20 protein-coding genes are annotated in these 20,683 nt (G+C 68.2%); 8 read left to right on the forward strand and 12 right to left on the reverse strand.

Features of this window, described 5'->3' with window-relative positions; genetic code table 11:
• On the reverse strand, positions 1 to 1,209 hold the full coding sequence (gene dinB / locus AC07OY_RS05880) for a DNA polymerase IV (RefSeq protein WP_495041580.1): 1,209 nt from the start codon (positions 1,207 to 1,209) through the stop codon (positions 1 to 3).
• A gap of 80 nt (positions 1,210 to 1,289) precedes the next feature.
• Here dinB and AC07OY_RS05885 point away from each other — a divergent pair, with 80 nt between their 5' ends.
• On the forward strand, positions 1,290 to 2,684 hold the full coding sequence (locus AC07OY_RS05885) for a patatin-like phospholipase family protein (protein WP_495041581.1): 1,395 nt from the start codon (positions 1,290 to 1,292) through the stop codon (positions 2,682 to 2,684).
• Between the two features lie 251 nt (positions 2,685 to 2,935).
• Entirely contained in the window at positions 2,936 to 3,568 is a 633-nt protein-coding gene (locus tag AC07OY_RS05890) for a PEP-CTERM sorting domain-containing protein (protein WP_495041582.1), read from the forward strand.
• Between the two features lie 65 nt (positions 3,569 to 3,633).
• Here AC07OY_RS05890 and AC07OY_RS05895 read toward each other — a convergent pair whose 3' ends face one another.
• The 4 genes from AC07OY_RS05895 to AC07OY_RS05910 form a co-directional block, all read right to left on the reverse strand.
• Entirely contained in the window at positions 3,634 to 4,614 is a 981-nt protein-coding gene (locus AC07OY_RS05895) for an aldo/keto reductase (RefSeq protein WP_495041583.1), read from the reverse strand.
• A 93-nt stretch (positions 4,615 to 4,707) separates the two neighbouring features.
• Positions 4,708 to 6,387, reverse strand: coding sequence for a PhoH family protein (locus AC07OY_RS05900; RefSeq protein ID WP_495041584.1), 1,680 nt, complete (start codon positions 6,385 to 6,387; stop codon positions 4,708 to 4,710).
• A 188-nt stretch (positions 6,388 to 6,575) separates the two neighbouring features.
• The gene (locus AC07OY_RS05905) at positions 6,576 to 7,055 is read right to left on the reverse strand and encodes a peroxiredoxin (protein WP_056195593.1); all 480 of its coding nucleotides are present in this window, start codon (positions 7,053 to 7,055) and stop codon (positions 6,576 to 6,578) included.
• Between the two features lie 147 nt (positions 7,056 to 7,202).
• Positions 7,203 to 7,577: an Mth938-like domain-containing protein gene (locus AC07OY_RS05910; protein ID WP_495041585.1), complete on the reverse strand. Its 375-nt coding sequence runs from the start codon at positions 7,575 to 7,577 to the stop codon at positions 7,203 to 7,205.
• Between the two features lie 133 nt (positions 7,578 to 7,710).
• On the opposite strand from AC07OY_RS05910, the gene AC07OY_RS05915 reads away from it, so the two are divergent.
• The 6 genes from AC07OY_RS05915 to speD all read left to right on the forward strand — a co-directional run bounded on the left by AC07OY_RS05915 (position 7,711) and on the right by speD (position 13,746).
• The gene (locus AC07OY_RS05915) at positions 7,711 to 8,943 is read left to right on the forward strand and encodes a pyridoxal phosphate-dependent aminotransferase (RefSeq protein WP_495041586.1); all 1,233 of its coding nucleotides are present in this window, start codon (positions 7,711 to 7,713) and stop codon (positions 8,941 to 8,943) included.
• A gap of 66 nt (positions 8,944 to 9,009) precedes the next feature.
• A complete protein-coding gene (locus tag AC07OY_RS05920; protein WP_495041587.1) occupies positions 9,010 to 10,329 on the forward strand; it encodes a homoserine dehydrogenase in 1,320 nt (439 codons plus the stop codon).
• A gap of 185 nt (positions 10,330 to 10,514) precedes the next feature.
• On the forward strand, positions 10,515 to 11,906 hold the full coding sequence (gene thrC, locus AC07OY_RS05925) for a threonine synthase (RefSeq protein ID WP_495041588.1): 1,392 nt from the start codon (positions 10,515 to 10,517) through the stop codon (positions 11,904 to 11,906).
• A complete protein-coding gene (locus AC07OY_RS05930) occupies positions 11,899 to 13,107 on the forward strand; it encodes a molybdopterin molybdotransferase MoeA (protein ID WP_495041589.1) in 1,209 nt (402 codons plus the stop codon). The genes thrC and AC07OY_RS05930 overlap by 8 nt, the downstream gene beginning before the upstream one ends.
• Entirely contained in the window at positions 13,104 to 13,358 is a 255-nt protein-coding gene (gene moaD, locus AC07OY_RS05935) for a molybdopterin converting factor subunit 1 (RefSeq protein WP_495041590.1), read from the forward strand. Before AC07OY_RS05930 ends, moaD begins: the two co-directional genes overlap by 4 nt.
• Before the next feature lies 1 nt (position 13,359).
• On the forward strand, positions 13,360 to 13,746 hold the full coding sequence (gene speD / locus AC07OY_RS05940; RefSeq protein WP_495041591.1) for an adenosylmethionine decarboxylase: 387 nt from the start codon (positions 13,360 to 13,362) through the stop codon (positions 13,744 to 13,746).
• On the opposite strand, the gene AC07OY_RS05945 is transcribed toward speD, so the two are convergent.
• The 7 genes from AC07OY_RS05945 to AC07OY_RS05975 form a co-directional block, all read right to left on the reverse strand.
• Positions 13,704 to 15,227, reverse strand: a complete 1,524-nt coding sequence (locus tag AC07OY_RS05945) for a flavin monoamine oxidase family protein (protein WP_495041592.1) — start codon at positions 15,225 to 15,227, stop codon at positions 13,704 to 13,706. The genes speD and AC07OY_RS05945 overlap by 43 nt on opposite strands.
• Positions 15,228 to 15,326: 99 nt before the next feature.
• Positions 15,327 to 15,584 carry a hypothetical protein gene (locus AC07OY_RS05950; protein WP_495041593.1) on the reverse strand — a complete coding sequence of 86 codons (258 nt, stop codon included), beginning with the start codon at positions 15,582 to 15,584 and terminating at the stop codon, positions 15,327 to 15,329.
• A gap of 59 nt (positions 15,585 to 15,643) precedes the next feature.
• The gene (locus AC07OY_RS05955; protein ID WP_495041594.1) at positions 15,644 to 17,197 is read right to left on the reverse strand and encodes a polyamine aminopropyltransferase; all 1,554 of its coding nucleotides are present in this window, start codon (positions 17,195 to 17,197) and stop codon (positions 15,644 to 15,646) included.
• Positions 17,194 to 18,147, reverse strand: coding sequence for a hypothetical protein (locus tag AC07OY_RS05960; RefSeq protein WP_495041595.1), 954 nt, complete (start codon positions 18,145 to 18,147; stop codon positions 17,194 to 17,196). Before AC07OY_RS05960 ends, AC07OY_RS05955 begins: the two co-directional genes overlap by 4 nt.
• A 51-nt stretch (positions 18,148 to 18,198) precedes the next feature.
• Positions 18,199 to 18,543 carry a YciI family protein gene (locus AC07OY_RS05965; RefSeq protein WP_495041596.1) on the reverse strand — a complete coding sequence of 115 codons (345 nt, stop codon included), beginning with the start codon at positions 18,541 to 18,543 and terminating at the stop codon, positions 18,199 to 18,201.
• Positions 18,544 to 18,553: 10 nt separating this feature from the next.
• A complete protein-coding gene (locus tag AC07OY_RS05970) occupies positions 18,554 to 19,258 on the reverse strand; it encodes a hypothetical protein (RefSeq protein WP_495041597.1) in 705 nt (234 codons plus the stop codon).
• On the reverse strand, positions 19,255 to 20,580 hold the full coding sequence (locus AC07OY_RS05975; protein ID WP_495041598.1) for a M48 family metallopeptidase: 1,326 nt from the start codon (positions 20,578 to 20,580) through the stop codon (positions 19,255 to 19,257). The genes AC07OY_RS05970 and AC07OY_RS05975 overlap by 4 nt, the downstream gene beginning before the upstream one ends.
• Positions 20,581 to 20,683 lie beyond the last annotated feature (103 nt).

Genomic DNA, 20,683 nt, shown 5'->3' on the forward strand with positions numbered 1-20,683 from the left:
CTAGAACAGTGAGAGGTTTTCGCGTTGGGGCTCAGCCGCGCTGTCCTTGGGCGGCGGCGCGTCCTGCACCTCGCTGGCATGCACGAGGTTGCCGATGCGCACGCCCATCAGGCGCAGCCGCTTGTCGAACTTGACGCGCTTGAGGCACAGGCCAACGGCATGACGGATGTCGGCGGCGCTGCTGATGGGGCGCTTGAGCGTCTGGTCGCGCGTGACGGTGATGAAGCCCTCGAAGCGCAGCTTGATGCCCACCGTCTTGCCGGCATAGCGCTTGCGGGCGAGGTCGCGCGACAGGCTCTCGCAGAGCTCGTCCATGATCTGGCCCAGCAGGACCTTGTCGTGCACGGCGCTGAGGTCGCGCTCGAAGGTGGTCTCGCGGCTGATGGAGACGGGCTCGCTGTGGGTGACGACGGGGCGCGAGTCGCGGCCGTGGGAGGCGGCGTGCAGCCACTGGCCGTAACTGTCGCCGAACTGTTCGACGAGCCAGCGCGGATCGGCCGCGGCGATGTCGCCCACGGTTTCGATGCCCAGCTTGATCAGCCGCTCGCTGGCCTTGGGGCCGATGCCGTTGATCTTGCGCACGCCGAGCGGCCAGACACGGCCGGGGATGTCGTCCATCGTCAGCACGCTGATGCCGTCGGGCTTGTCCAGCTCGCTGGCGATCTTGCTGAGCAGCTTGTTGGGCGTGATGCCGATGGAGCAGGTCAGGCCGGTGGCGCGGCCGACCGAGTTCTTGATCTCGCGCGCCACGGCCTTCACGCCGCCGAGGGGGTCGTGGCCGACGGCGTCGCGCACGCCAGGCACGTCGGTCAGGTCGATGTAGATCTCGTCGATGCCGCGGTCCTCGATGACGGGCGCGACCTCGGCGACGGCGGCCTTGAAGAGGCGCGAGTACTTGCGGTAGCTGTCGAAGTCGGCCGGCAGCAGGATGGCGTCGGGCGCGCGCAGGGCCGCCTTCATCAGGCCCATGGCCGAGAACACGCCGAGGTCGCGGGCCGCATAGGTGCTGGTGGTGACGACGCCGCGTCCGGTGTAGTCGCGCAGCTTTGAATAGCGCCAGCTGCCGTCTTCCAGCTGCTGGGGCGCATCGGCGCGCCGGCCGCCGATGACGACGGCCTGGCCCTTGAGCTGCGGATAGCGCAGCAACTCGACGGACGCGTAGAAGGCGTCCATGTCGAGGTGGGCGATCCAGCGCTCCGGTTGGTTCATGGCCCTGATTGTCACTGGGAATAAAGACAGGGGTTGGCAGCATCGGCAGAATGCGCCGAATCTCAAGGGAGAGAGGTCCGATGCGCGTCCTGTTGCTGCTTTTCACCTGCCTCATCGGCCTCTCGCTGGCCGCCTGTGCGGGCGCACCGCTGAACACGCCCAAGAACAGGCCGGCCGTGGCCGAGCCCGTGGCGCGCGAGCCGCAAAGCGCCGTCAGCGAGACCATCGTGGCCCTGAGCTTCTCGGGCGGCGGCCTGCGTGCCGCGGCCTTCTCCTATGGCGTGCTGGAGGGCCTGCGCGACCAGCCCTCGGCCGGCGGCCACAACCTGCTGGACGACGTGGGTTTCATCACCAGCGTGTCCGGTGGCTCCATCACCGCGGCCTACTTCGGCCTGCATGGCACCGAGGGCATGAGAGGCTTTCGCGACAAGGTGCTGATGCGCGACGGCGAGGCCGGCCTGCGCTTCAGCCTGCTCAACCCCAACAACCTGCGCCGTCTGTTCGCCGGCGGCCTGAACGACCGCAGCAACTTCAGCGACTGGCTGGAGCGCGACGTCTTCCAGGGCGCCACTTTCGCTGACATGTTCCGCCATCAGAAGCCGGTCATCTGGATCAATGCGAGCAATGCCCAGTACCGGCTGGCCTTCCCCTTCCATGAGCGGGCCTTCGACGCGATCTGCAGCGACCTGGCCAGCTTCCCGGTTTCGGAGGCCGTCGCGGCGTCCATGGCCGTGCCGCTGTTCTTCGCGCCGGTGGTGCTGGAGAAGTTTCCCGAGTCCTGCCAGAAGCCCATTGCGGCCAGCGTGAGCCGCGTGCCAGGCCCCGAGCGCGACGACCAGCACAGGCTGCGCCTGGCGCTGCTGCGGGCGCTGAAGGACTTCCGCGATACCCAGACGGGCCGCTACATCAAGCTGGTGGATGGCGGCATCACCGACAACCTGGGCCTGGTCAGCATCCTGCAAAGCCGCATCCTGCTGAACACGCCCTATGGACCGATCAGCGAGCATGACGCGGCGAACATGCGGCGCCTGCTCTTCGTCGTGGTCGATGCGGGTCAGGGGCCGAGCGGCGACTTTGGCCGCGAGGTGGCCGGGCCCTCGGGCCTGGACGTGGCAACGGCCGCCGTGGACACCGCGATCGAGAGCACGATGCGCATGAGCTACGCGTACTTCGTCCCCATGGTGCGCAACTGGGAGCGCGACATCGTGACCTGGCGCTGCTCGCTGCCCGATGAGCGCAAAGCCGCGCTGCGGGCCTGGAACCCGGACTGGCGCTGCGAGGACATCAAGTTCGCCGTCACGCAGATCAGCTTCGCCGACCTGCCCGAGGCCGAGGAAGCGGTGCTGAACGCCATCCCCACGCGGCTCAAGCTGCCGGCCGAGCAGATCGATGCACTGATTGCTGCCGGCCGGCGCGCGGTGCAGCGCGACCGGGGCGTGCAGCGCTTCTCGGCGAGCGTGCAGCGCGGCGAATGAGGCGGCGGCAAGCTGCGATTTGCTGACGGGTCATTTCAGCGGAGGGTGAACTCAGGGTTTGCCGCATGTCGGGGTAATTGCCACCTTCAAACGTGGGGGTCATTTCAAGACCGGTCGGGCGTCTGTCCTACTGGAGCGTCCTACAAGCATCCCGGTGTTGGCATGGTTGATGCGTTAGGGATTGCGCGCCGCTCCAACGTACCGTTGCGTCGCGGCGCCTGCGAACACCGACATCCACTGGAGACAAACCCATGATGAAGAAGATGCTTGCCACGGCGGCGATTGCCGGCCTGTCCCCGCTCGCGGCGCACGCCGGCCTGACGATGTTGAACGCGGCCGACGGTTGGCCGCCCGCTGGCAGCTCGGGCCTGGAGACCGTGCAATTCGCTGCGGTGGCCGCGAGTGGGGTCAAGGTCGCCATCGGGGCCCATGCCTACAAGAACAGCGCCTTTCTGCCCAATGACGGCGTGCGCAACTTCTACGCGCAGAGCGGTCTCTATGTGCCGGACGGCAAGAACTACGCGAACTGGAGCTTCGACTTCGCCTACGACATTCGTGGCTGCCAGGGCTGCAAGATCTGGCTGGGCATAGACACCGACAGCAGCGCCGCCGTCAACTACACCGATATCGACCTGCTGAGCTTCGGCCTGCCGACCTTCCTGGGCGAATCGTGGAATCTGGAGATGTCCTTCCTGACCACGCCGGCATTCAACTTCAACCCCTATGCGGCCAGCTCGACGGACTTCCGCCTGTTCGTCACCGATGCGGCCGGCGCCACCCTGGCGACCACCGACATCACGGTCAACGTGCCTGAGCCGGCCTCGATGGCCCTGGTGGGGATTGCACTGGCCGGCCTGGTGGCCGGCCGCCGTCGTCGCGCCTGATCCCTCGCAGGGAACAAGAGCAGAGCGGCCCGCGGGCCGCTTTTTTCATGCGCAACGAAAGGGCCTCACCACAGACCGTGCACCTGCGGCGCGATGCGGCGCTGGTAGAGCTCGGCCAGCGCGGCCATCAGCGGCGCGGGCAAGGCAGCCAGGTCGGCGGCGCTGACGTTCTCGTCCACCTGGGCCGGTGTGCGGCCGCCGGGGATGGCGGTCGTGACGGCCTCGTTCATCAGGATCCAGCGCAGGGCCAGGCGGGCCATGGACACGCCTTCGGGCAGCAGGGCGCGCAGCTCCTCGACGGCGGCCAGGCCCTGCTCGTAGTCGACGCCCGAGAAGGTCTCGCCCTTGTCGAAAGCCTCGCCCTGGCGGTTGAAGCCGCGGTGGTCGTCGGCGCCAAAAGTGCTGTCGCGGGTGAACTTGGCCGTAAGCATGCCGCTGGACAGCGGCAGCCGCGCCAGCACGCCGACCTGGGCCGCGTGGGCCGCCGGCAGGAAGGCTTCGGCGGGCCGCTGGCGGAACAGGTTGTAGATGATCTGCACCGACTGCACACCGGTGAACTTGAGCGCGGCCAGGGCCTCGTCGATGCGCTCGACGCTGACGCCGTAATGGCGCAGCTTGCCCGCGCGCACCAAGTCGTCCAACGCGCCGAAGACCTCGGGCATGGCGTAGACGGCCGAGGGCGGGCAGTGCAGCTGCAGCAGGTCGATGGCCTCGGTCTCGAGGTTCTTCAGGCTGCGCTCGATGAAGGGCTTCAGGTCACGGTAGCCCTCGGCCAGATGCGGGTTCAGGCGCCGGCCGGCCTTGGTCGCCACAACGAAGGCGTCGCCCGGGCGCTCGCGCTTCAGGCGGGCCAGCAGGCGCTCGCTGTGGCCGTCGCCATAGACGTCGGCCGTGTCGAAGAAATTCACGCCGCGGTCCAGGGCGCGGTGCAGGGCCGCCATGGCGGCCGTGTCATCGGTGTCGCCCCAGGTGCCGCCGATGGCCCAGGCGCCGAAGCCGATGGCAGAGACATTCCAGCCGGTGCGGCCGAGGGGGCGGTAGATCATGGGGTGGTCAGCAAAGTGGAAACGAAATGGTATCGCAACCATTTTGGTAGGAAGAAACGGCCCCGAGGGGGCCGTCTCAGAGGGGCGTTTTCGTCAGAGCACTTCGGAGGCGAAGTCAGCCAGCCGTGAGCGCTCGCCGCGGGCCAGCGTCACATGGCCGCTGTGGGCCCAGCCCTTGAAGCGGTCCACCGCAAACGTCAGGCCCGAGCTGCCCTCGGTCAGGTAGGGCGTGTCGATCTGCGCCAGGTTGCCCAGGCAGACGATCTTGGTGCCGGGACCGGCGCGGGTGATCAAGGTCTTCATCTGCTTGGGCGTCAGGTTCTGGGCCTCGTCGATGATGACGAACTTGTTCAGGAAGGTGCGCCCGCGCATGAAGTTCAGGCTCTTGATCTTGATCTTGCTGCGCACCAGGTCGTTGGTGGCCGCACGGCCCCATTCGCCGGCGGAAGAACCGCCCTTGGCCAGCACCTCGAGGTTGTCGTCCAGGGCGCCCATCCAGGGGCCCATCTTTTCTTCCTCGGTCCCGGGCAGGAAGCCGATGTCCTCGCCGACGGGCACGGTGACCCGGGTGACGATGATCTCGCTGTAGCGGCGCTCGTCGAAGACCTGGGCCAGGGCGGCGGCCAGCGTCATCAGCGTCTTGCCGGTGCCGGCGGTGCCGGTCAGCGTGATGAAGTCGCACTCCGGATCCATCAGCAGGTTGAGGGCGAAGTTCTGCTCGCGGTTGCGCGACGTGACGCCCCAGACGGCATGCTTCTGGTTGCCATAGTCCTTCAGCGTGCGCAGCACGGCCGTCTTGCCGGTGATCTCGGTGACCTTGGCGTAGAGCGGCGTCTCGCCGGGGGCTTCCAGGTAGACCAGCTCGTTGATCAGCAGCGTGGGCACGAGGGGGCCGCTGATGCGGTAATAGGTCGTGCCGCCCTGCTGCCAGCTTTCCATGGTCTTGCCATGGCGGTCCCAGAAGTCCGCGGGCAGGGCCTGGACGCCGGTGTAGAGCAGGTCGGAGTCTTCCAGCGTCTTGTCGTTGCGGTAGTCCTCCGCCGGCAGGCCCAGGGCGCGGGCCTTGATGCGCATGTTGATGTCCTTGGACACCAGCACGACTTCGCGGCCCGGGTGGCGGCCCTTCAGCGCCTGGACGACGCCCAGGATCTGGTTGTCGGCCTTGCCCTGGGGCAGGCCCTGAGGCAGCGGAGCGTCGATCAGCTCGGTCTGGAAGAACAGCTTGCCCTCGGCCTCGCGGTGGCCGGTGCCGGCCAGGGGCAGGCCCTTGGCCATCTCGGCGATGCTGCTGCTTTGCAGGCTGGCGGCGAGCTGGTCGAGCTCACGGCTGACCTGGCGCACATTGCGGGCGACCTCGGTCATGCCCTTCTTGTGCCCGTCCAGCTCTTCCAGCGTGATCATCGGCAGGAAGACGTCGTGCTCCTCGAAGCGGAACAGCGACATCGGGTCGTGCATCAGCACATTGGTGTCGAGCACGAAGAGCTTGGCGGCGCCGGCCGGTTTGCGCGTGCGTTTGGGCGCGGCGGCCTTGGCGGGCGCCTTGCTGGCCGATTTGGTGGGCAGGGCAGACCGGGCGGCAGGACCGGAATTCGGGCTGGAAGCAGGGGTGGGGAGGCGCAGCACTTCGGCTGTCGGGGCTGCGGCCGGTATCACCGGGGCAACCGCAGGCGCGACGGGTGGTGTCGCGCGGGGTTTGCTGGGGGTCAGAGTGGCCGAGTAAGCAGTGGCATCGAGGCGGCTGGCGCGTTGTGCAGGAGGCTTAGGCAGTGGCATGTACGGCGTGTCGACGGGAAGTGAACCCCACGCGATCCAGGCTCCAGAAAGCAAAAAGCCGCACAGGATGAGTGCGGCTTTGACGTCTGAGACAAGGATTCGACCCGGGGCATGAGCTGATTATGCACATCCCGCGGGCCTCCGCGATGTCAGCAAACAACGCGTTCTTCACGCGTCAGGGTGGTGCCTCAGGCGGCTTCCTTCTTGAGGCCCTTCACGGCCTTCAGGACTTCGTCGACATGGCCGGCGACCTTGATGCCGCGCCATTCGCCCACCAGGATGCCATTCGGGGCGATCAGGAAGGTCGAGCGTTCGATGCCCTTGACCTTCTTGCCGTACATGATCTTGTTCTTGACCACACCGAACATGTGGCAGAGCTTTTCTTCCGTGTCGGCGATCAGCTCGAAGGGCAATTCCAGGGCTTGCTTGAACTTCTCGTGCGACGCCATGTTGTCGCGCGAAACGCCCAGCACGACTGCGCCAGCCTTCACGAAGTCCTTGTGGCGGTCGCGGAATTGCATCGCCTCGGTGGTACAACCCGGCGTGTTGTCTTTCGGGTAGAAATACAGAACGACCGACTTGCCCAGGAAGGCATTGGCAGTGAACTTCACGCCGCCGGTGGCTTGAGCCTCAATTTCCGGCAGGGGTTTGTTGAGCGCAGGCGTCATTGGGGAGTGCAGCAGAAGCGTTGTGCTCACGGGGTCCCCGGTTCGTGATTGCGACTGTGAAGCCTTTCACAGAAACATTCCACGCGGGCGCCCGCAAGCAATAGCCCGTGATTATAAAGCCTCGCCCCGACCTCCCGGTCGGTCCGGTCATCCCTCGATGAGCAATGCTGCCAGAACGTTGCGACCTTCACTGGCAAGCACGTTGTAAGTACGGCAAGCGGCTGCGTTGTCCATCACCTCGAAACCGATGCGCGCTTCGACCAGCCCACGCCACAGCGCAGGGCTGGGAAAGCGCAGCCGGGCGCCGCTGCCGAAGACGACCAGCTCGGGATTCAGGGCCCGGATCGCTTCGAAATGCGCAGCTTCAAGTTCCTCGAAGCGCGAAGGCGCCCACGCGACGACGTCACCCTTCCAGGGGACGAGGACGCTGGCCGTGTGCGGCCGGCCATTGACCCAGACGCCCTGGGCGTCATGGCGGGAAATGCTGTTGCCGCCTTGCGGCTCGTCGAGCTGGAACTTCATCGGAAAACAGGCGGTATCGCCCAGGAAAGCCGGGCGCGAGTGTCCCTCAAGTCGGCGGGGCGCATGCCCGGGCCTTGCTTAAACTCCAAGATCCCTGTTTTTGCACTGCAGCAACGCTGCGCCGGAGCCCGTTTTGAAGCCCATCGCCAAGTCCAGCAAGCTCGCCAGCGTCAGCTATGACATCCGCGGCCCCGTGCTGGACAAGGCGCGCCAGATGGAGGAAGAGGGCCAGAAGATCATCAAGCTGAACATCGGCAACATCGCCGCCTTCGGCCTGGAGCCGCCCGACGAGATCGTGCAGGACATGATCCGCAACCTGCCCAGCCAGGTGGCCGCCGGCTATACCGACAGCAAGGGCCTGTTCGCGCCGCGCAAGGCGGTGGTGCACTACACGCAGGAGAAGAACATCGCCGGCGTCGGCATCGACGATGTCTACCTGGGCAATGGCGCCTCCGAGCTCATCGCGATGAGCCTGAACGCGCTCTTGAACAACGGCGACGAGGTGCTGATCCCGGCGCCCGACTATCCGTTGTGGACGGCCGTGACCGGCCTGTCGGGCGGCACGCCGGTGCACTACATGTGCGACGAACAGGCCGGCTGGGCGCCCGACATCGCCGACATCCGCGCCAAGGTCACGCCGAACACGCGCGCCATCGTCGTGATCAACCCGAACAACCCCACCGGCACGCTGTATCCGAAGGAAGTGCTGCTGGAGATCATCGAGGTGGCGCGCCAGCACCAGCTGGTGGTGATGGTCGACGAGATCTACGACAAGACGCTCTACGACGGCGAGACGCACGTCAGCATGGCCAGCCTGGCCGACGACGTGCTCTTCGTCACCTTCAACGGCCTGTCCAAGAACTACCGCGCCTGCGGCTACCGCGCCGGCTGGATGGTCGTCAGCGGCGAGAAGCGCCACGCCCGCGACTACATCGAGGGCCTGAACATGCTGGCCTCGCTGCGGCTGTGCTCCAACACGCCGGGTCAATTGGCGATCCAGACGGCCCTGGGCGGCTACCAGAGCATCAAGGACCTGGTCGCCCCGACCGGCCGACTGGCTCGCCAGCGCGACCTGGCCTACGAGCTGCTGACGCAGATCCCGGGGGTCACCGTCGTCAAACCGAAGGCCGCGCTCTATATGTTTCCGCGCCTGGACCCCAGGATGTACCCCATCGCCGACGACCAGCAATTCGCCTACGAGCTGCTGGCCGAGGAGAAGGTGCTGATCGTCCAGGGCACCGGCTTCAACTGGCCCCAGCACGATCACTTCCGCCTCGTCTTCCTGCCCAATGTGGACGATCTGCGCGAAGCCATCGGCCGCATCGAACGTTTCCTGGCGGGTTACCGTCGTCGCCACACAAGCTGAAAACCTTGCGGGACTGACCGCCCGAGCGAAGCGAGTAGCTCTGTCCCCAACTGACTGAGAACTGATATGAAAGCCATCCAAGTCGGCCTGATCGGCCTCGGCACCGTCGGTGCCGGTACTTTCCATGTCCTGCAGCGCAACCAGGCCGAGATTCGCGGCCGTGCCGGCCGGGGCATCGAGATTGCGATGGTGTCCGCCCGCAATGCCGAGCGCGCCAAGGCCTACCAGGCCATCGTCGGTGACGGCGTGCCCTGCGTCGGCGACGCCCAGCTGCTGGTCAACAACCCCGACATCGACATCGTCGTCGAGCTGATCGGCGGCATCGAGCCGGCGCGCAGCCTGGTGCTGCAGGCGATTGCCAACGGCAAGCATGTGGTCACCGCCAACAAGGCGCTGCTGGCCCTGCATGGCACCGAGATCTTCGAAGCCGCCCGCGAGAAGGGCGTCGTTGTTGCCTTCGAGGCCGCCGTGGCCGGCGGCATCCCCATCATCAAGGCGCTGCGCGAAGGCCTGACGGCCAACCGCATCGAGTGGATCGCCGGCATCATCAACGGCACCACCAACTTCATCCTGTCGGAGATGCGCGGCAAGGGCCTGGACTTCGCCACCGTGCTGAAGGAAGCCCAGCGCCTGGGCTATGCCGAGAGCGATCCCACCTTCGACATCGAAGGCGTGGACGCGGCCCACAAGCTGACCATCATGAGCGCCATCGCCTACGGTGTGCCGGTGCAGTTCGGCAAGGCCCATGTGGAAGGCATCTCCAGCCTGCAGGCCACCGACATCAAGTACGCCGAGCAGCTGGGCTACCGCATCAAGCTGCTGGGCATCACGCGCCGCCGTGACAATGGCATCGAGTTGCGTGTGCATCCGACGCTGATCCCCGCCAGCCGCCTGATCGCCAATGTCGAGGGCGCGATGAACGCCGTCGTCGTGCAGGCCGATGCCGTCGGCACGACGCTCTACTACGGCAAGGGTGCCGGTGCCGAGCCCACCGCCTCGGCTGTCGTCGCCGACCTGGTCGACGTGACCCGCCTGCACACCGCCGACCCCGACCACCGCGTGCCCCATCTGGCCTTCCAGCCCGATGCGATGAGCAACACGCCCATCCTCGAGATGGCCGAAGTGCACACCGCCTTCTACCTGCGCCTCGTCGTGGCCGACCAGCCCGGCGTGCTGTCGCGCATCACCACCATCCTGGCCGAGCACGACATCTCCATCGACGCCGTGCTGCAGCGCGAATCCGGCGAAGGCGAGCGCCAGACCGACCTCATCATCCTGACCCACGACACCGTCGAGGGCCGCATGAACGAGGCCCTGGCCAAGATGCAGGGCCTGCCCACGGTCCTGGCGCCTATCGTGCGCATCCGCAAGGAAGAACTGGCCTGAAATGAAGCCCCTCGTCCAGCCGCACACCGCTGAACGCGGTGCGTCTGACCGGTCCCCCGAGGGGACGGCGATGCTTGCCGGATCGACCGGCAAGCACATCGCCAGCGCGGGCCGGCTAGGGAGCGGCCCGGCGCTCGGCCCGCAAATGCATGGAATGCGGGTGAAGTGAATATGGAATCGACGACATGAAGTACATCAGCACCCGCGGTGATCAGACCGAGCGCGGCTTCTCCGACATCCTGCTCGAAGGCCTGGCGCCCGACGGCGGCCTCTACCTGCCCAAGACCTACCCGCGCGTCGATGCGGCCCTGCTCGCGCGCTGGCGTGGCCTGGCCTATGCCGACCTGGCCTTCGAGATCCTGTCGCTGTATATCGACGACATCCCGGCCGATGACCTGCGCGCCATCACACGCAAGGTCTACACGGCCGAAGTTTTCGGCACCGAACAGATCACGCCGCTGACCTGGCTGGGCGATCACATCGCGCTGCAAGGCCTGTCCAACGGCCCGACGCTGGCTTTCAAGGACATGGCCATGCAGCTGCTCGGCGCCCTGTTCGAGTACGAACTCGGCCGCCGCGGCGAGACGCTGAACATCCTGGGCGCCACCTCGGGCGACACCGGCAGCGCCGCCGAATACGCGATGCGCGGCAAGAAGGGCGTCTGCGTCTTCATGCTCAGCCCCAACGGCCGCATGAGCCCCTTCCAGCAGGCCCAGATGTTCAGCCTGCAGGACGCCAACATCCACAACATCGCCATCGACGGCGTGTTCGACGACTGCCAGGACATCGTCAAGGCCGTGTCCAACGACCTGGCCTTCAAGCGCGAGCACCGCATCGGCACGGTCAACTCCATCAACTGGGCGCGGCTGCTGGCCCAGGTCGTCTACTACTTCGCCGGCTATTTCCAGGCCACCAAGAGCAACGCCGAGAAGGTCAGCTTCACGGTGCCCAGCGGCAACTTCGGCAATGTCTGCGCCGGCCATGTCGCGCGCCAGATGGGCCTGCCCATCGCCAGGCTGGTCGTCGCCACCAACGAGAACGACGTGCTGGACGAGTTCTTCCGCACCGGCGCCTACCGCCCGCGCGGCACGGCCGACACCCACGAGACGTCCAGCCCCTCCATGGACATCTCCAAGGCCAGCAATTTCGAGCGCTTCATTTTCGACCTGCTGGGCCGCGATGGCACCCTGGTCAAGCAGCACTTCGGTGCCGGCCAGTTCGAGCTGGGCGCCGGCGAGCATGCCGACATCGCCGGCTTCGGCTTCATCTCCGGCCGCAGCACCCATGCCGATCGCGTCGCCACCATCCGCCGCTGCCATGCGGAGCATGGCGTCGTCATCGACCCGCACACGGCCGACGGCCTCAAGGTGGCGCTGGAGAAGCGCGACCCGGCCGTGACCATGCTGGTGCTGGAAACGGCCCTGCCGGCCAAGTTCGCGGCGACCATCGTCGAAGCCCTGGGCACCGAACCGCCGCGGCCGGCGAACCTGGAAGGTATCGAGACTCTGCCGAAGCGCGTGAAGGTCATGCCGGCCGATGTGGGCCAGGTGAAGGCCTACATTCACGCCCATGTCTGACGCCCCCCGCAAGCCACTGACCCCTCTCGACGACGCGCTGGCCGCGCTGCTGGCGCAGGTCCGGCCGCTGGTTGAACGCGAGACGCTGGCCACCAGCGCCGCGGTCGGCCGCGTGCTGGCGGCGGACCTGATCTCGCCGGTCGACGTGCCGCCGGCCGACAACTCGGCCATGGACGGCTACGCGCTGCGTGCCGCCGATGCCGGCCAGCCGCTGCCGGTCACGCAGCGCATCCCCGCCGGCAGCGTGCCCGCGCCGCTGCCGCCGGGCGAGGCCGCACGCATCTTCACCGGCGCGCATGTGCCGCCGGGTGCCGACACCGTCGTCATGCAGGAGTTCACCGAGCTGGTGGGTGACCAGGTCAGCGTGACCCAGCCCCTCACCGCCGGCGCCAATGTGCGCGTGCGTGGCGAGGATGTGCGCGCCGGTGCCGTCGTGCTGCCGGCCGGCACGCGGCTGGATGCCGTGGCCGTCGGCTTGGCTGCGACCGCCGGCGCCGCAGAACTGACGGTGACCCGCCGCCCGCGCGTGGCCCTGTTCTCGACCGGCGACGAACTCGTCATGCCCGGCAAGCCCCTGCCGCCGGGCGCCATCTACAACAGCAACCGTTTCACGCTGCGGGCCCTGCTCGAAGGCCTGGGCTGCGAGGTCATCGACCTGGGCATCGTGCCCGACAAGCTCGACGCGACCCGCGCTGCCCTGCGCGAAGCCGCGTCCAGGGCCGACGTCATCCTGACCTCGGGCGGCGTCTCTGTCGGCGAGGAAGACCACCTGCGCCCGGCCGTGCAGGCCGAGGGTCAGCTCGACCTCTGGGCCATCGCGATCAAGCCCGGCAAGCCCTTCGCGTATGGCCGTGTCGGTGCGGCCCACTTCATCGGCCTGCCCGGCAACCCGGTGTCCAGCCTCGTGACCTTCCTGGTGCTGGTGCGGCCCTTTTTGCTGAAGCTGCAGGGTGCCGCGCGCACCACGCCGCGCGGCTACCGGCTGGCGGCGGGCTTCGACTGGCCCAAGCCCGACAAGCGCCGCGAGTTCCTGCGCGTGCGCCTGGACGAGGAGAGTGGGCTGGCACTCTTCGGCAACCAGAGCAGCGGCGTGCTGACCTCGGCCTTCTGGGCCGACGGCCTGCTGGACAACCCCGCCGGCCAGGCCTTCAAGGCGGGTGACGCGGTCCGCTTCATCCCCTTCGCCGAGCTGCTGTCGTGATCACGGTGAAGCTGCGGTTCTTCGCCTCGCTGCGCGAGAAGCTGGGCGAGGGCGAGGCGCTGGTGCTGCCTGAGGGCGCCACGGTCGCTGCGGCGCGCGAGGCGCTGATGGCGCGTGGCGGTGCCCATGCCGAGGCGCTGGCCCGTGGCCGTGCCGTACGGGCGGCGCTGAACCAGAAGATGTGCGCCGAATCCGCTTCGCTGTCGGATGGCGACGAGCTGGCCTTCTTTCCTCCCGTGACGGGCGGCTGACATGCAGGGCCTGCATCTGACGGCCGACTTGCACGGTGTCGATCCGACGCTGGCGGCCATGCTCGACGCCGATGCGCTCGCGACGCTGTGCCGCGATGCAGTCGCGAAGTCGGGGCTGACCGGTGTGGCCGAACTCTTCCACCGCTTTGCGCCCAAAGACGAGCAGAGCGGCATCACCGGCGTCGTGCTGCTGGCCGAGTCGCATCTGGCCGTCCACACCTGGCCCGAGTTGGGCGGCGTGACGCTGGACGTCTACGTCTGCAACTACGGCGCCGACAACGGCGCCAAGGCCGAAGCCCTGCTCGATGCCTTGCTGAAGGCCTTTGCGCCGCGCGAGGCCGAGGTTCAGAGGCTGAGCCGCGCCGCCGCCTCGATACCGGCCGTGTAGGCCTCCTCGAACACCGAATACCCCGCCAGGTCGCTGTGCGCGAAGACGACGCGGCCGCGCTGGGCATTCAGTGCGGCCAGTTCGGCCGAGCCGCGCAGGCCCGGCGTGGGGATGCTCATCGCATGGCCGAAGCGGCACAGGTCGATGCGCTGCAGCTTGTCCGGCAGGTCGGGATGGGTCTGGGCCAGTTCCTGCGTGACGAACTGCGCCCAGTGCTGCCAGGGCTGCTTCAGCAGTTCGCCGCGCTGGCTGGCGGGCAGGGCGAAATAGGCGGTCAGCAGCGGCGCTCGCGGCGTCGGGTCGCGCGACTGGTGGCGCGCGTCGACATAGCCCAGGGCCGAGGTGCCGTAGCGCACGTTGTCCCACGACGGTGGCGCGCCGGGCCGTTGCAGCAGGGCCTCGCGCAGCGAGAGATTGGCCGTCAGCCAGGGGGCATGGGGCTGTTTCAGCGAGCGCAGCGCATCGGGTGGGGCGGCCAGCAGCCGGGTCGACACGAACAGCGGCGTGGCCATGACGACGCTGCGCGCGGCCCAGCGCTCGGGGGCGTTGGCCCCCTCGTTCCAGGCCAGCAGCTCGACGCCCTGGCGCTGCTCGGTCACGCGCAGCACGGTGCGGCCGAGGTGGATGCGTTCGCGCAGCGGCGCGGCGATCTGCGCGCTGAGCCAGCCATTGCCCTCGGCCCAGGTCAGCACCGGCTCGCGTTCGCCGGCCTCGTCGCCTGGCGCATGGAAGCCGTGGCGGCTGGCGAAATAGTGCAGGCCGGCCCAGGCGGAAACCGTCTCGGCACCGGCGCCGAAGTCGTCGCGGCAGCAGTAGTCGAGGTACCAGCGCAGGCGGGTGTCGTTCAGGCCGGCGGCGTCCAGCCAGGCGGCGAAGTTCTGCGCGTCCAGCGCGGCGTGGCCGGGCGTCCAGCGGGCGCGATGGCTGGGCATGGCGAAGCCGAGTTCGCGCTGGACCTGGGCGACGAGGGCTGAGAAGCGCTGGTATTGAGCGACTGTGGCCGCGCCCTCCGGCGGCGGCAGCAGGCCGTCACGCCATTCGCCGTCGATGAAGAGGCGCTCCTGGGGGCTGTGGCAGAGGTGCTTTTCGTCCCAGACCGTGCGGCCCAGGTGCTCGCGGGCCAGGCCGAGGTCGTGCAGCAGCTCGTTGACCTCGCGCGCCTCGGCACCCGGGATGGGCAGATAGTGGGCGCCGAGCGGGCAGGGCGAGCCGGCCAGGCTGTGGCCGCGGCTGTTGCCGCCGGCCTGGTCTTCCAGGTCGAGCAGGGCGAAGTCGTCGATGCCACGCCTGGCCAGGGCCCGCGCACAGGCCAAGCCGGCCACACCCGCGCCGACGATGAGGACGCCGGTCTTTTTCAGCGGCCCGTCGGCCTTCGGGAGTTCAGCGCGCAGCCGGTGGCCGCGTTCAGCATGAGTGCCGACCCAACCGCCCTGCAGGGCCGGCGCTTCCGGCGTGCAGCCGCTGGCCAGCAGGCCGAGCAAGACCGTCCGGCGGGAAGGGCCGGAAGGGGCGGCGGGAGAGAAGGAAGAGCTGGACGGGCGCAAGGGCGGCAGGGTAGCAGCCTGTGCCGCCCGGGGCCGTCAGCTCGCGGGGAGCTGCTCTTCCTTGCCGTCGCTGTTCGAGCGCCATTCGCGCAATTCTTCAGCCAGCACCGGATGGTGGTCGGCCGCGGCGCGCAGCATCAGCGCCTCGACGTTGGATTCGGTCACATGCTCGTGGCCGACACCGTGGACGAGGTTGTCGTAGATGCTGTCGAGGTCCCCGGCATCGGTGCCGGGCGGTGTGCTGGGCACATGGACCTGGGCCAGGGCTTCTGGCATCAAATGGGCAGTCTGCATGGGTGGCTCCTGCGCCGGCGTCTTCTGCCAGCAAAGCCATCTTGCAGCAAAAGGGCCGGCTAGTGAACCCGTCCCCACTCGGTTTCAAACTCTTGCACCAGCACCTGGTTGCTGAGGCGGTTCACCTCGGCGGGCACGCGCGCCATGTCAGGCGGGAAGTCCAGCAGGGCCGGAAGGCTTTGCGGGCTCAGGAAGCGCAGCCCGGGCGGGAAGGCGGCGGGCGGGCGGAAGGGGCGGCGCGAGGCCATCACGAAGCCCCATTCGCCAAAGCTCGGCACATGGGCGTGATAGGGCGTGGCAGTCAGGCCGACGGATTCGATTGTCGTCACGACGGTCCAGAAACTGCGCCGCGCGATCAGCGGTGAGGTGGTCTGCACGACGGCGAAGCCGGCGGCGCTGAGGTGCTGGTCGACCAGTTCGTAGAAGCTGGCCGTGTAGAGCTTGCCCAGCGCGAAGTTGGACGGGTCGGGGAAGTCGATGACGATGACGTCGAAGACCTCGGTCTGCCGCTCCAGCCAGCCGAAGGCGTCGGCGTTGACGATGCGCAGCTTGGGCGACTGCAGCGCATGGCTGTTCAGCGCCGCCAGCTTGGGCGTGGACTTGAACAGCGCCGTCATCTGCGGGTCCAGCTCGACCAGGGTGACCTGCTCGACGCTTGGGTACTTCAGCACCTCGCGCACGGCCATGCCGTCGCCGCCGCCCAGCACCAGCACGCGCTTCGGAGCCCCCATGGCCGCCATGGCCGGGTGCACCAGGGCCTCGTGGTATCGGTACTCGTCGCGCGAATGGAACTGCAGATTGCCGTTCAGGAACAGCCGCGTGCCGCCGCCGCCGTCGGTGACGACGATGCGCTGGTAGGCGCTGCTCTGCTTGAAGACGATGTGCTCGCCATAGAAGCGCTCCTCGGACCAGCGCGTCAGCGCATCGGCGCCCAAAAGGGCCGCCAGCAGCACCACGGCCGACAGGACGCAGGCCCAGGCCATGCCGGCGCGCGCGCGCAGCTCGGCGCGGAAGATCCACAGCGCCCAGATGGCCACCGCCACGTTCAGCAGGCCGAAGGCGATGCCGGTGCGCACCAGGCCGAGCTGGGGCACCAGCACCAGAGGGAAGGCCAGGGCGACGAGCAGGGCGCCGAGGTAGTCGAAGGTCAGCACCTGCGACACCAGGTCCTTGAGGCCATAGCGGGCGCTGAAGTGGCGCTTCAGGATGCGCATGACCAGCGGGATCTCCAGCCCGACGAGGGCGCCCACCAGCAGCACCAGCGCATAGAGCAGGATGCGGAAGACGGTGCCTTCGCCCGGCGGCAGCAGGCTGTGCACGGCGAAGAGGCCGGCCGGCATCAGCCCGCCGATGACGCCGACGAGCAGCTCCACCTGCAGGAACACGCCCACCAACTGGCGCTCGACGAAGCGCGACAGCCAGGAGCCCAGGCCCATGGCGAACAGATAGACGCCGATGACGGTGGAGAACTGCAGCACCGAGTCGCCGAGCAGATAGCTGGCCAGCGCACCGGCCGCCAGCTCGTAGACCAGGCCGCAGGCGGCGATGACGAAGACGCTGGCGAGCAGCAGCAGCTCGGCCAGGGAGGCGCGCGAGCGCGGCTGTTCCGTCACGGTTTGGCGGGAGCCAGCAGCACCGAGAAGGCCAGGCGCTTGCCGTCGGGGCTGGCGGCGATGTTGCGGATGGCGCCATTCAGCTCGGGCAGTTCCGAGAAGGGCTTGAACTCGCCACCGGCCTTGCCGTCCCAGCGCAGCAGCAGATGGCCGCGCGCCATCAGCATCGAGCCGTCGGGCAGCCAGACGAAATACTGGCTGCGGTTGGATTCCTTCTCGCCTTCGGGCAGAGGCGGCGTCTCGACCAGCACTTGGGGCTTGGCATCGCCCGGGCCCATGGCCGCGATGACCCAGCGCTTGGAGTCGGTCTGGTCGACGAAGGTCGCACGCCTGCCATCCGGCGCGCGGCCCAGCGAGCGGCCGGGCTTGCTGGTCAGCAGGGTCTGCTGGCCGGTGGTGCGGCTGATGACCACCACGCGGTGGTCGTTGCGCTGCGGCACGTCATCGACGAGGAAGGCGGCGATGAGGTCGGGCGTGATCCAGGCGTGATAGCCGATGCGCTTGACGGGCACCACGGGCGCGACGGGCTTGCCGTCCCAGCCGAACAGCCACACCGAGGGCTCGTTCATCTCGATGCCATAGGCGGGGTCGGCGGTGATGACGCGGATGGCCGAGAAGCCGCTGCCGTCGGCCAGCGGCGTCGGCGAATAGAGGTTCTCGGTCGTGCTCGTGACGGCCGCTGTCGTGCCCTTGGCGAGGTCGTGGCGGTAGATGTTGTTGGAGCCCGAGCGGCCCGAGGTGTAGACGACGGCCGAGCCGTCGTGCGTGAAGGCAGGCTGGAAGTTGTTGCCCTTGCCCGGCGTGATGTTGCGGACATCGCTGACCTTGCCGGCCTTGAGGTCCAGCTGGGCGACGAAGACGGCGACGTCGGGCGGTGCATCGGCGGCGCTGGCGGCCCCCGAGAAGGCGAGGAACAGGGCCGTGGCGAGGTGTCGGACGTTGAGGGTCATGGCAGGCCAATGCAGTCGTTCAGCGGGCCGCGAGTGTCGCCCATCACCGCGCTAGAACGACACCGGCTGCGGCAGGGCCTTGCTCCAGTAGAAGATGTCCCAGCCGGCGCGCAGGCCGCCGGTGGTGAAGGGATCGGTGGCGATCAGGGCCTCGACGGCGGCCTTGTCCGGCGCGCGCACCACCCACAAGCCGCCCACCGGTGTCGCCTCGGGAGACTCGCGCAGCGAGCCGATGGCGCGGATCATCTCGGCGTTGGCCGCCGCCCAATCCAGATGGGCCTGCAGCAGCTGGCGGCGCAGTTCCCCCGCGCCGGGCTTGTCGTGGAAGCGGATGGCGAACAGCGTCCAGTCCTCGTGGGCGTTGGTGGTCAGCCTGGCGAAGTCGTGTGTGGTCATGGCGAACGGGTCAGCGTGACGCAGCGGGCAGTGGCGCCGCGGGTGGGTGCTTCGTCCAGCGCGACAACAGCGTTGTCTGTCGCAGTACGAGATGGCCGAGCAGCGGCACTTTGGCGTCGACCTGCAGCTCGCTGCTTTCCGGCAGGGCCGGCTGCGCCGCCTCAGGCAGGCCGAAACGGACCTGGTAGCGCATGGCGGGCTGCAAGCTCGAGAGATCGATGTCGTAATTGACGGCAATGAGGTCGCCAGACGCCGCATCGACGAGGATGCTGCCGCTGAAAACTGTCTTCCTGCGTCCCACGGTGCCGCCGACCTTGAAGGCTTGGGCGGTGCGGCCTGCGAGCGCCTGCGGCGGCCCCTCGCGTTCGACGGACGTGGCCTCCAGCAGCACGGCGTCGGGCCGGTCTGCCGCGTTGAGCGGCGCTGGCAGCGCCCGCTGGGCGAGTTGGCCCAGCTCGGCGTCGCCCTCGGCCGTGACCTGGCGCTGCGGTGTAGTGCCGTTCCAGCCGCTGACCGTGGCCACCGCGGTACCGTTGCGCCTGGGCTTGCCCTCCTCATCGGCCACGGTGTGGCTGCGCACGGTCTGCGCCACCCAGCCGCGGGTGGCGGCGGCGCGGGCCTGGGCCTTCACCCACAAGGGGTCGGTCGCATCGGCGCGGGCGGCCGTGGCCAGGGCTGCGAGCCCGGCCAGGACGACGTGAACGACGACCTTCACGGCGTGCCCATCGCCTCTCTCCAGCGCATGGCGTCATGGATGCGGCTGCGGGTGCTGGGGTGGTGGAAGAAGATGAACTCCTCGATGGGACCGGGGCTGGCCTTGCGGTACTCGACCAGCTTCAGCTGGGCCTCGGCAAAGCCATGCGGCTCGCGCGTCAGGTTGAGGCTGAACTTGTCGGCCTCGGCCTCCTGGATGCGCGTGATGCTGTGGTTGATGGGCGTGGCCAGCGTGAAGAAGACCGTGAACACCGCCACCAGCAAGGGCAGGCCGGCCACGTCGTCGATGCGGCTGACGCCGGTGACGGCGCCAAAGCGCGTGTGCAGGCGCTTCATGGCCCAGGCCACGAAGGCGAAGCCGACGAAGATCAGCGGCGTCAGCTGGGCGATGGTCTTGGCCATGTGGTTCATCACATAGTGGCCCAGCTCATGGCCCATGACGGCGCGGATCTCCGGCTCGGAGGTGCGGCGCAGCAGGTTGTCGTTCAGGCGCACCGCGGCCGAGCCCAGCATGCCGGACACATTGGCGCTGATGCGCGTCGTCTGGCGCGAGGCATCGAAGACATAGACGTCGTCCACCGGCACGCCGTTGGCATGGGCCATCTGCAGCACCGAGGCCTTGACGGGCCCGTCCTCGACGGGCTTGTAGGTGTTGAACAGCGGCTGGATCAGCACCGGCGAGATGGCGATCAGCACGATGAGGGCCAGCATGCCGCCGGCCGTGCCCCAGATCCACCAGCGTTCGCCGGCGCGGCGGATGACGGCATACAGGCCGGCGACGACGATGGCCATCAGCACCATGTCGACGGCCTGGGCGATGGCCAGCTCGCCCAGCCAGGCGACGAAGGTCTGGGTCGACATGTCATAGGCCTGCTCGCGCCACCAGCCGCTGTAGACGGCCAGCGGCAGGGTCAGCACGGCCGACGCCAGCACGAAGGCGGCGCCGAACAGCGCATCGCGGCGCAGCGGGCCACGGCCGACGCGCTGGCACCAGTCGCGCAGCCGCGCCGCGCGCCGGCCCGTCATCAGCACGACGGCGACGAAGAGGCTGGCCAGCAGCTCCCACAGGATGAGCCAGTAGCCGCCGGTGTAGTAGGCATCGGACTTGGCGACGACTTCGGCCGGCAGGCGGTCCAGATAGGCTTGCGTCGCGGCCTCGGCATTGCGGGGCAGGGCGGCGCGCCAGGCGTCATCGACGGGGCGGACCTTGAAGCCCGAGGCCTGGGCGGTGGCGTCGGCTTTCTGGACCTGGGCCGCGTCGTCGGCGGCATGGACCAGCGTGAGGCTGAGCGCCAGGGTGGCTGCGGTCAACCATCGTTTCATCGTGCTCTCCGGGAGTTGAAGCGGCGCGATTGTGGTGACGCGCGCCGCGGCGGGAGCGCGGATTCGATGAACTGCATGCTGCATGGCACGGGCGGCAGCAGCG

The sequence above is a fragment of the Roseateles sp. GW821-FHT09H10 genome, from assembly GCF_059415865.1.

What these genes read in the sequence shown, in the direction of transcription:
- dinB (WP_495041580.1), bottom strand. Translation starts at nt 1,209, where the DNA reads ATGAACCAACCGGAGCGCTGGATCGCCCACCTCGACATGGACGCCTTC.
- AC07OY_RS05885 (WP_495041581.1), top strand. Translation starts at nt 1,290, where the DNA reads ATGCGCGTCCTGTTGCTGCTTTTCACCTGCCTCATCGGCCTCTCGCTG.
- AC07OY_RS05890 (WP_495041582.1), top strand. Translation starts at nt 2,936, where the DNA reads ATGATGAAGAAGATGCTTGCCACGGCGGCGATTGCCGGCCTGTCCCCG.
- AC07OY_RS05895 (WP_495041583.1), bottom strand. Translation starts at nt 4,614, where the DNA reads ATGATCTACCGCCCCCTCGGCCGCACCGGCTGGAATGTCTCTGCCATC.
- AC07OY_RS05900 (WP_495041584.1), bottom strand. Translation starts at nt 6,387, where the DNA reads ATGCCACTGCCTAAGCCTCCTGCACAACGCGCCAGCCGCCTCGATGCC.
- AC07OY_RS05905 (WP_056195593.1), bottom strand. Translation starts at nt 7,055, where the DNA reads ATGACGCCTGCGCTCAACAAACCCCTGCCGGAAATTGAGGCTCAAGCC.
- AC07OY_RS05910 (WP_495041585.1), bottom strand. Translation starts at nt 7,577, where the DNA reads ATGAAGTTCCAGCTCGACGAGCCGCAAGGCGGCAACAGCATTTCCCGC.
- AC07OY_RS05920 (WP_495041587.1), top strand. Translation starts at nt 9,010, where the DNA reads ATGAAAGCCATCCAAGTCGGCCTGATCGGCCTCGGCACCGTCGGTGCC.
- thrC (WP_495041588.1), top strand. Translation starts at nt 10,515, where the DNA reads ATGAAGTACATCAGCACCCGCGGTGATCAGACCGAGCGCGGCTTCTCC.
- AC07OY_RS05930 (WP_495041589.1), top strand. Translation starts at nt 11,899, where the DNA reads ATGTCTGACGCCCCCCGCAAGCCACTGACCCCTCTCGACGACGCGCTG.
- speD (WP_495041591.1), top strand. Translation starts at nt 13,360, where the DNA reads ATGCAGGGCCTGCATCTGACGGCCGACTTGCACGGTGTCGATCCGACG.
- AC07OY_RS05950 (WP_495041593.1), bottom strand. Translation starts at nt 15,584, where the DNA reads ATGCAGACTGCCCATTTGATGCCAGAAGCCCTGGCCCAGGTCCATGTG.
- AC07OY_RS05960 (WP_495041595.1), bottom strand. Translation starts at nt 18,147, where the DNA reads ATGACCCTCAACGTCCGACACCTCGCCACGGCCCTGTTCCTCGCCTTC.
- AC07OY_RS05965 (WP_495041596.1), bottom strand. Translation starts at nt 18,543, where the DNA reads ATGACCACACACGACTTCGCCAGGCTGACCACCAACGCCCACGAGGAC.
- AC07OY_RS05975 (WP_495041598.1), bottom strand. Translation starts at nt 20,580, where the DNA reads ATGAAACGATGGTTGACCGCAGCCACCCTGGCGCTCAGCCTCACGCTG.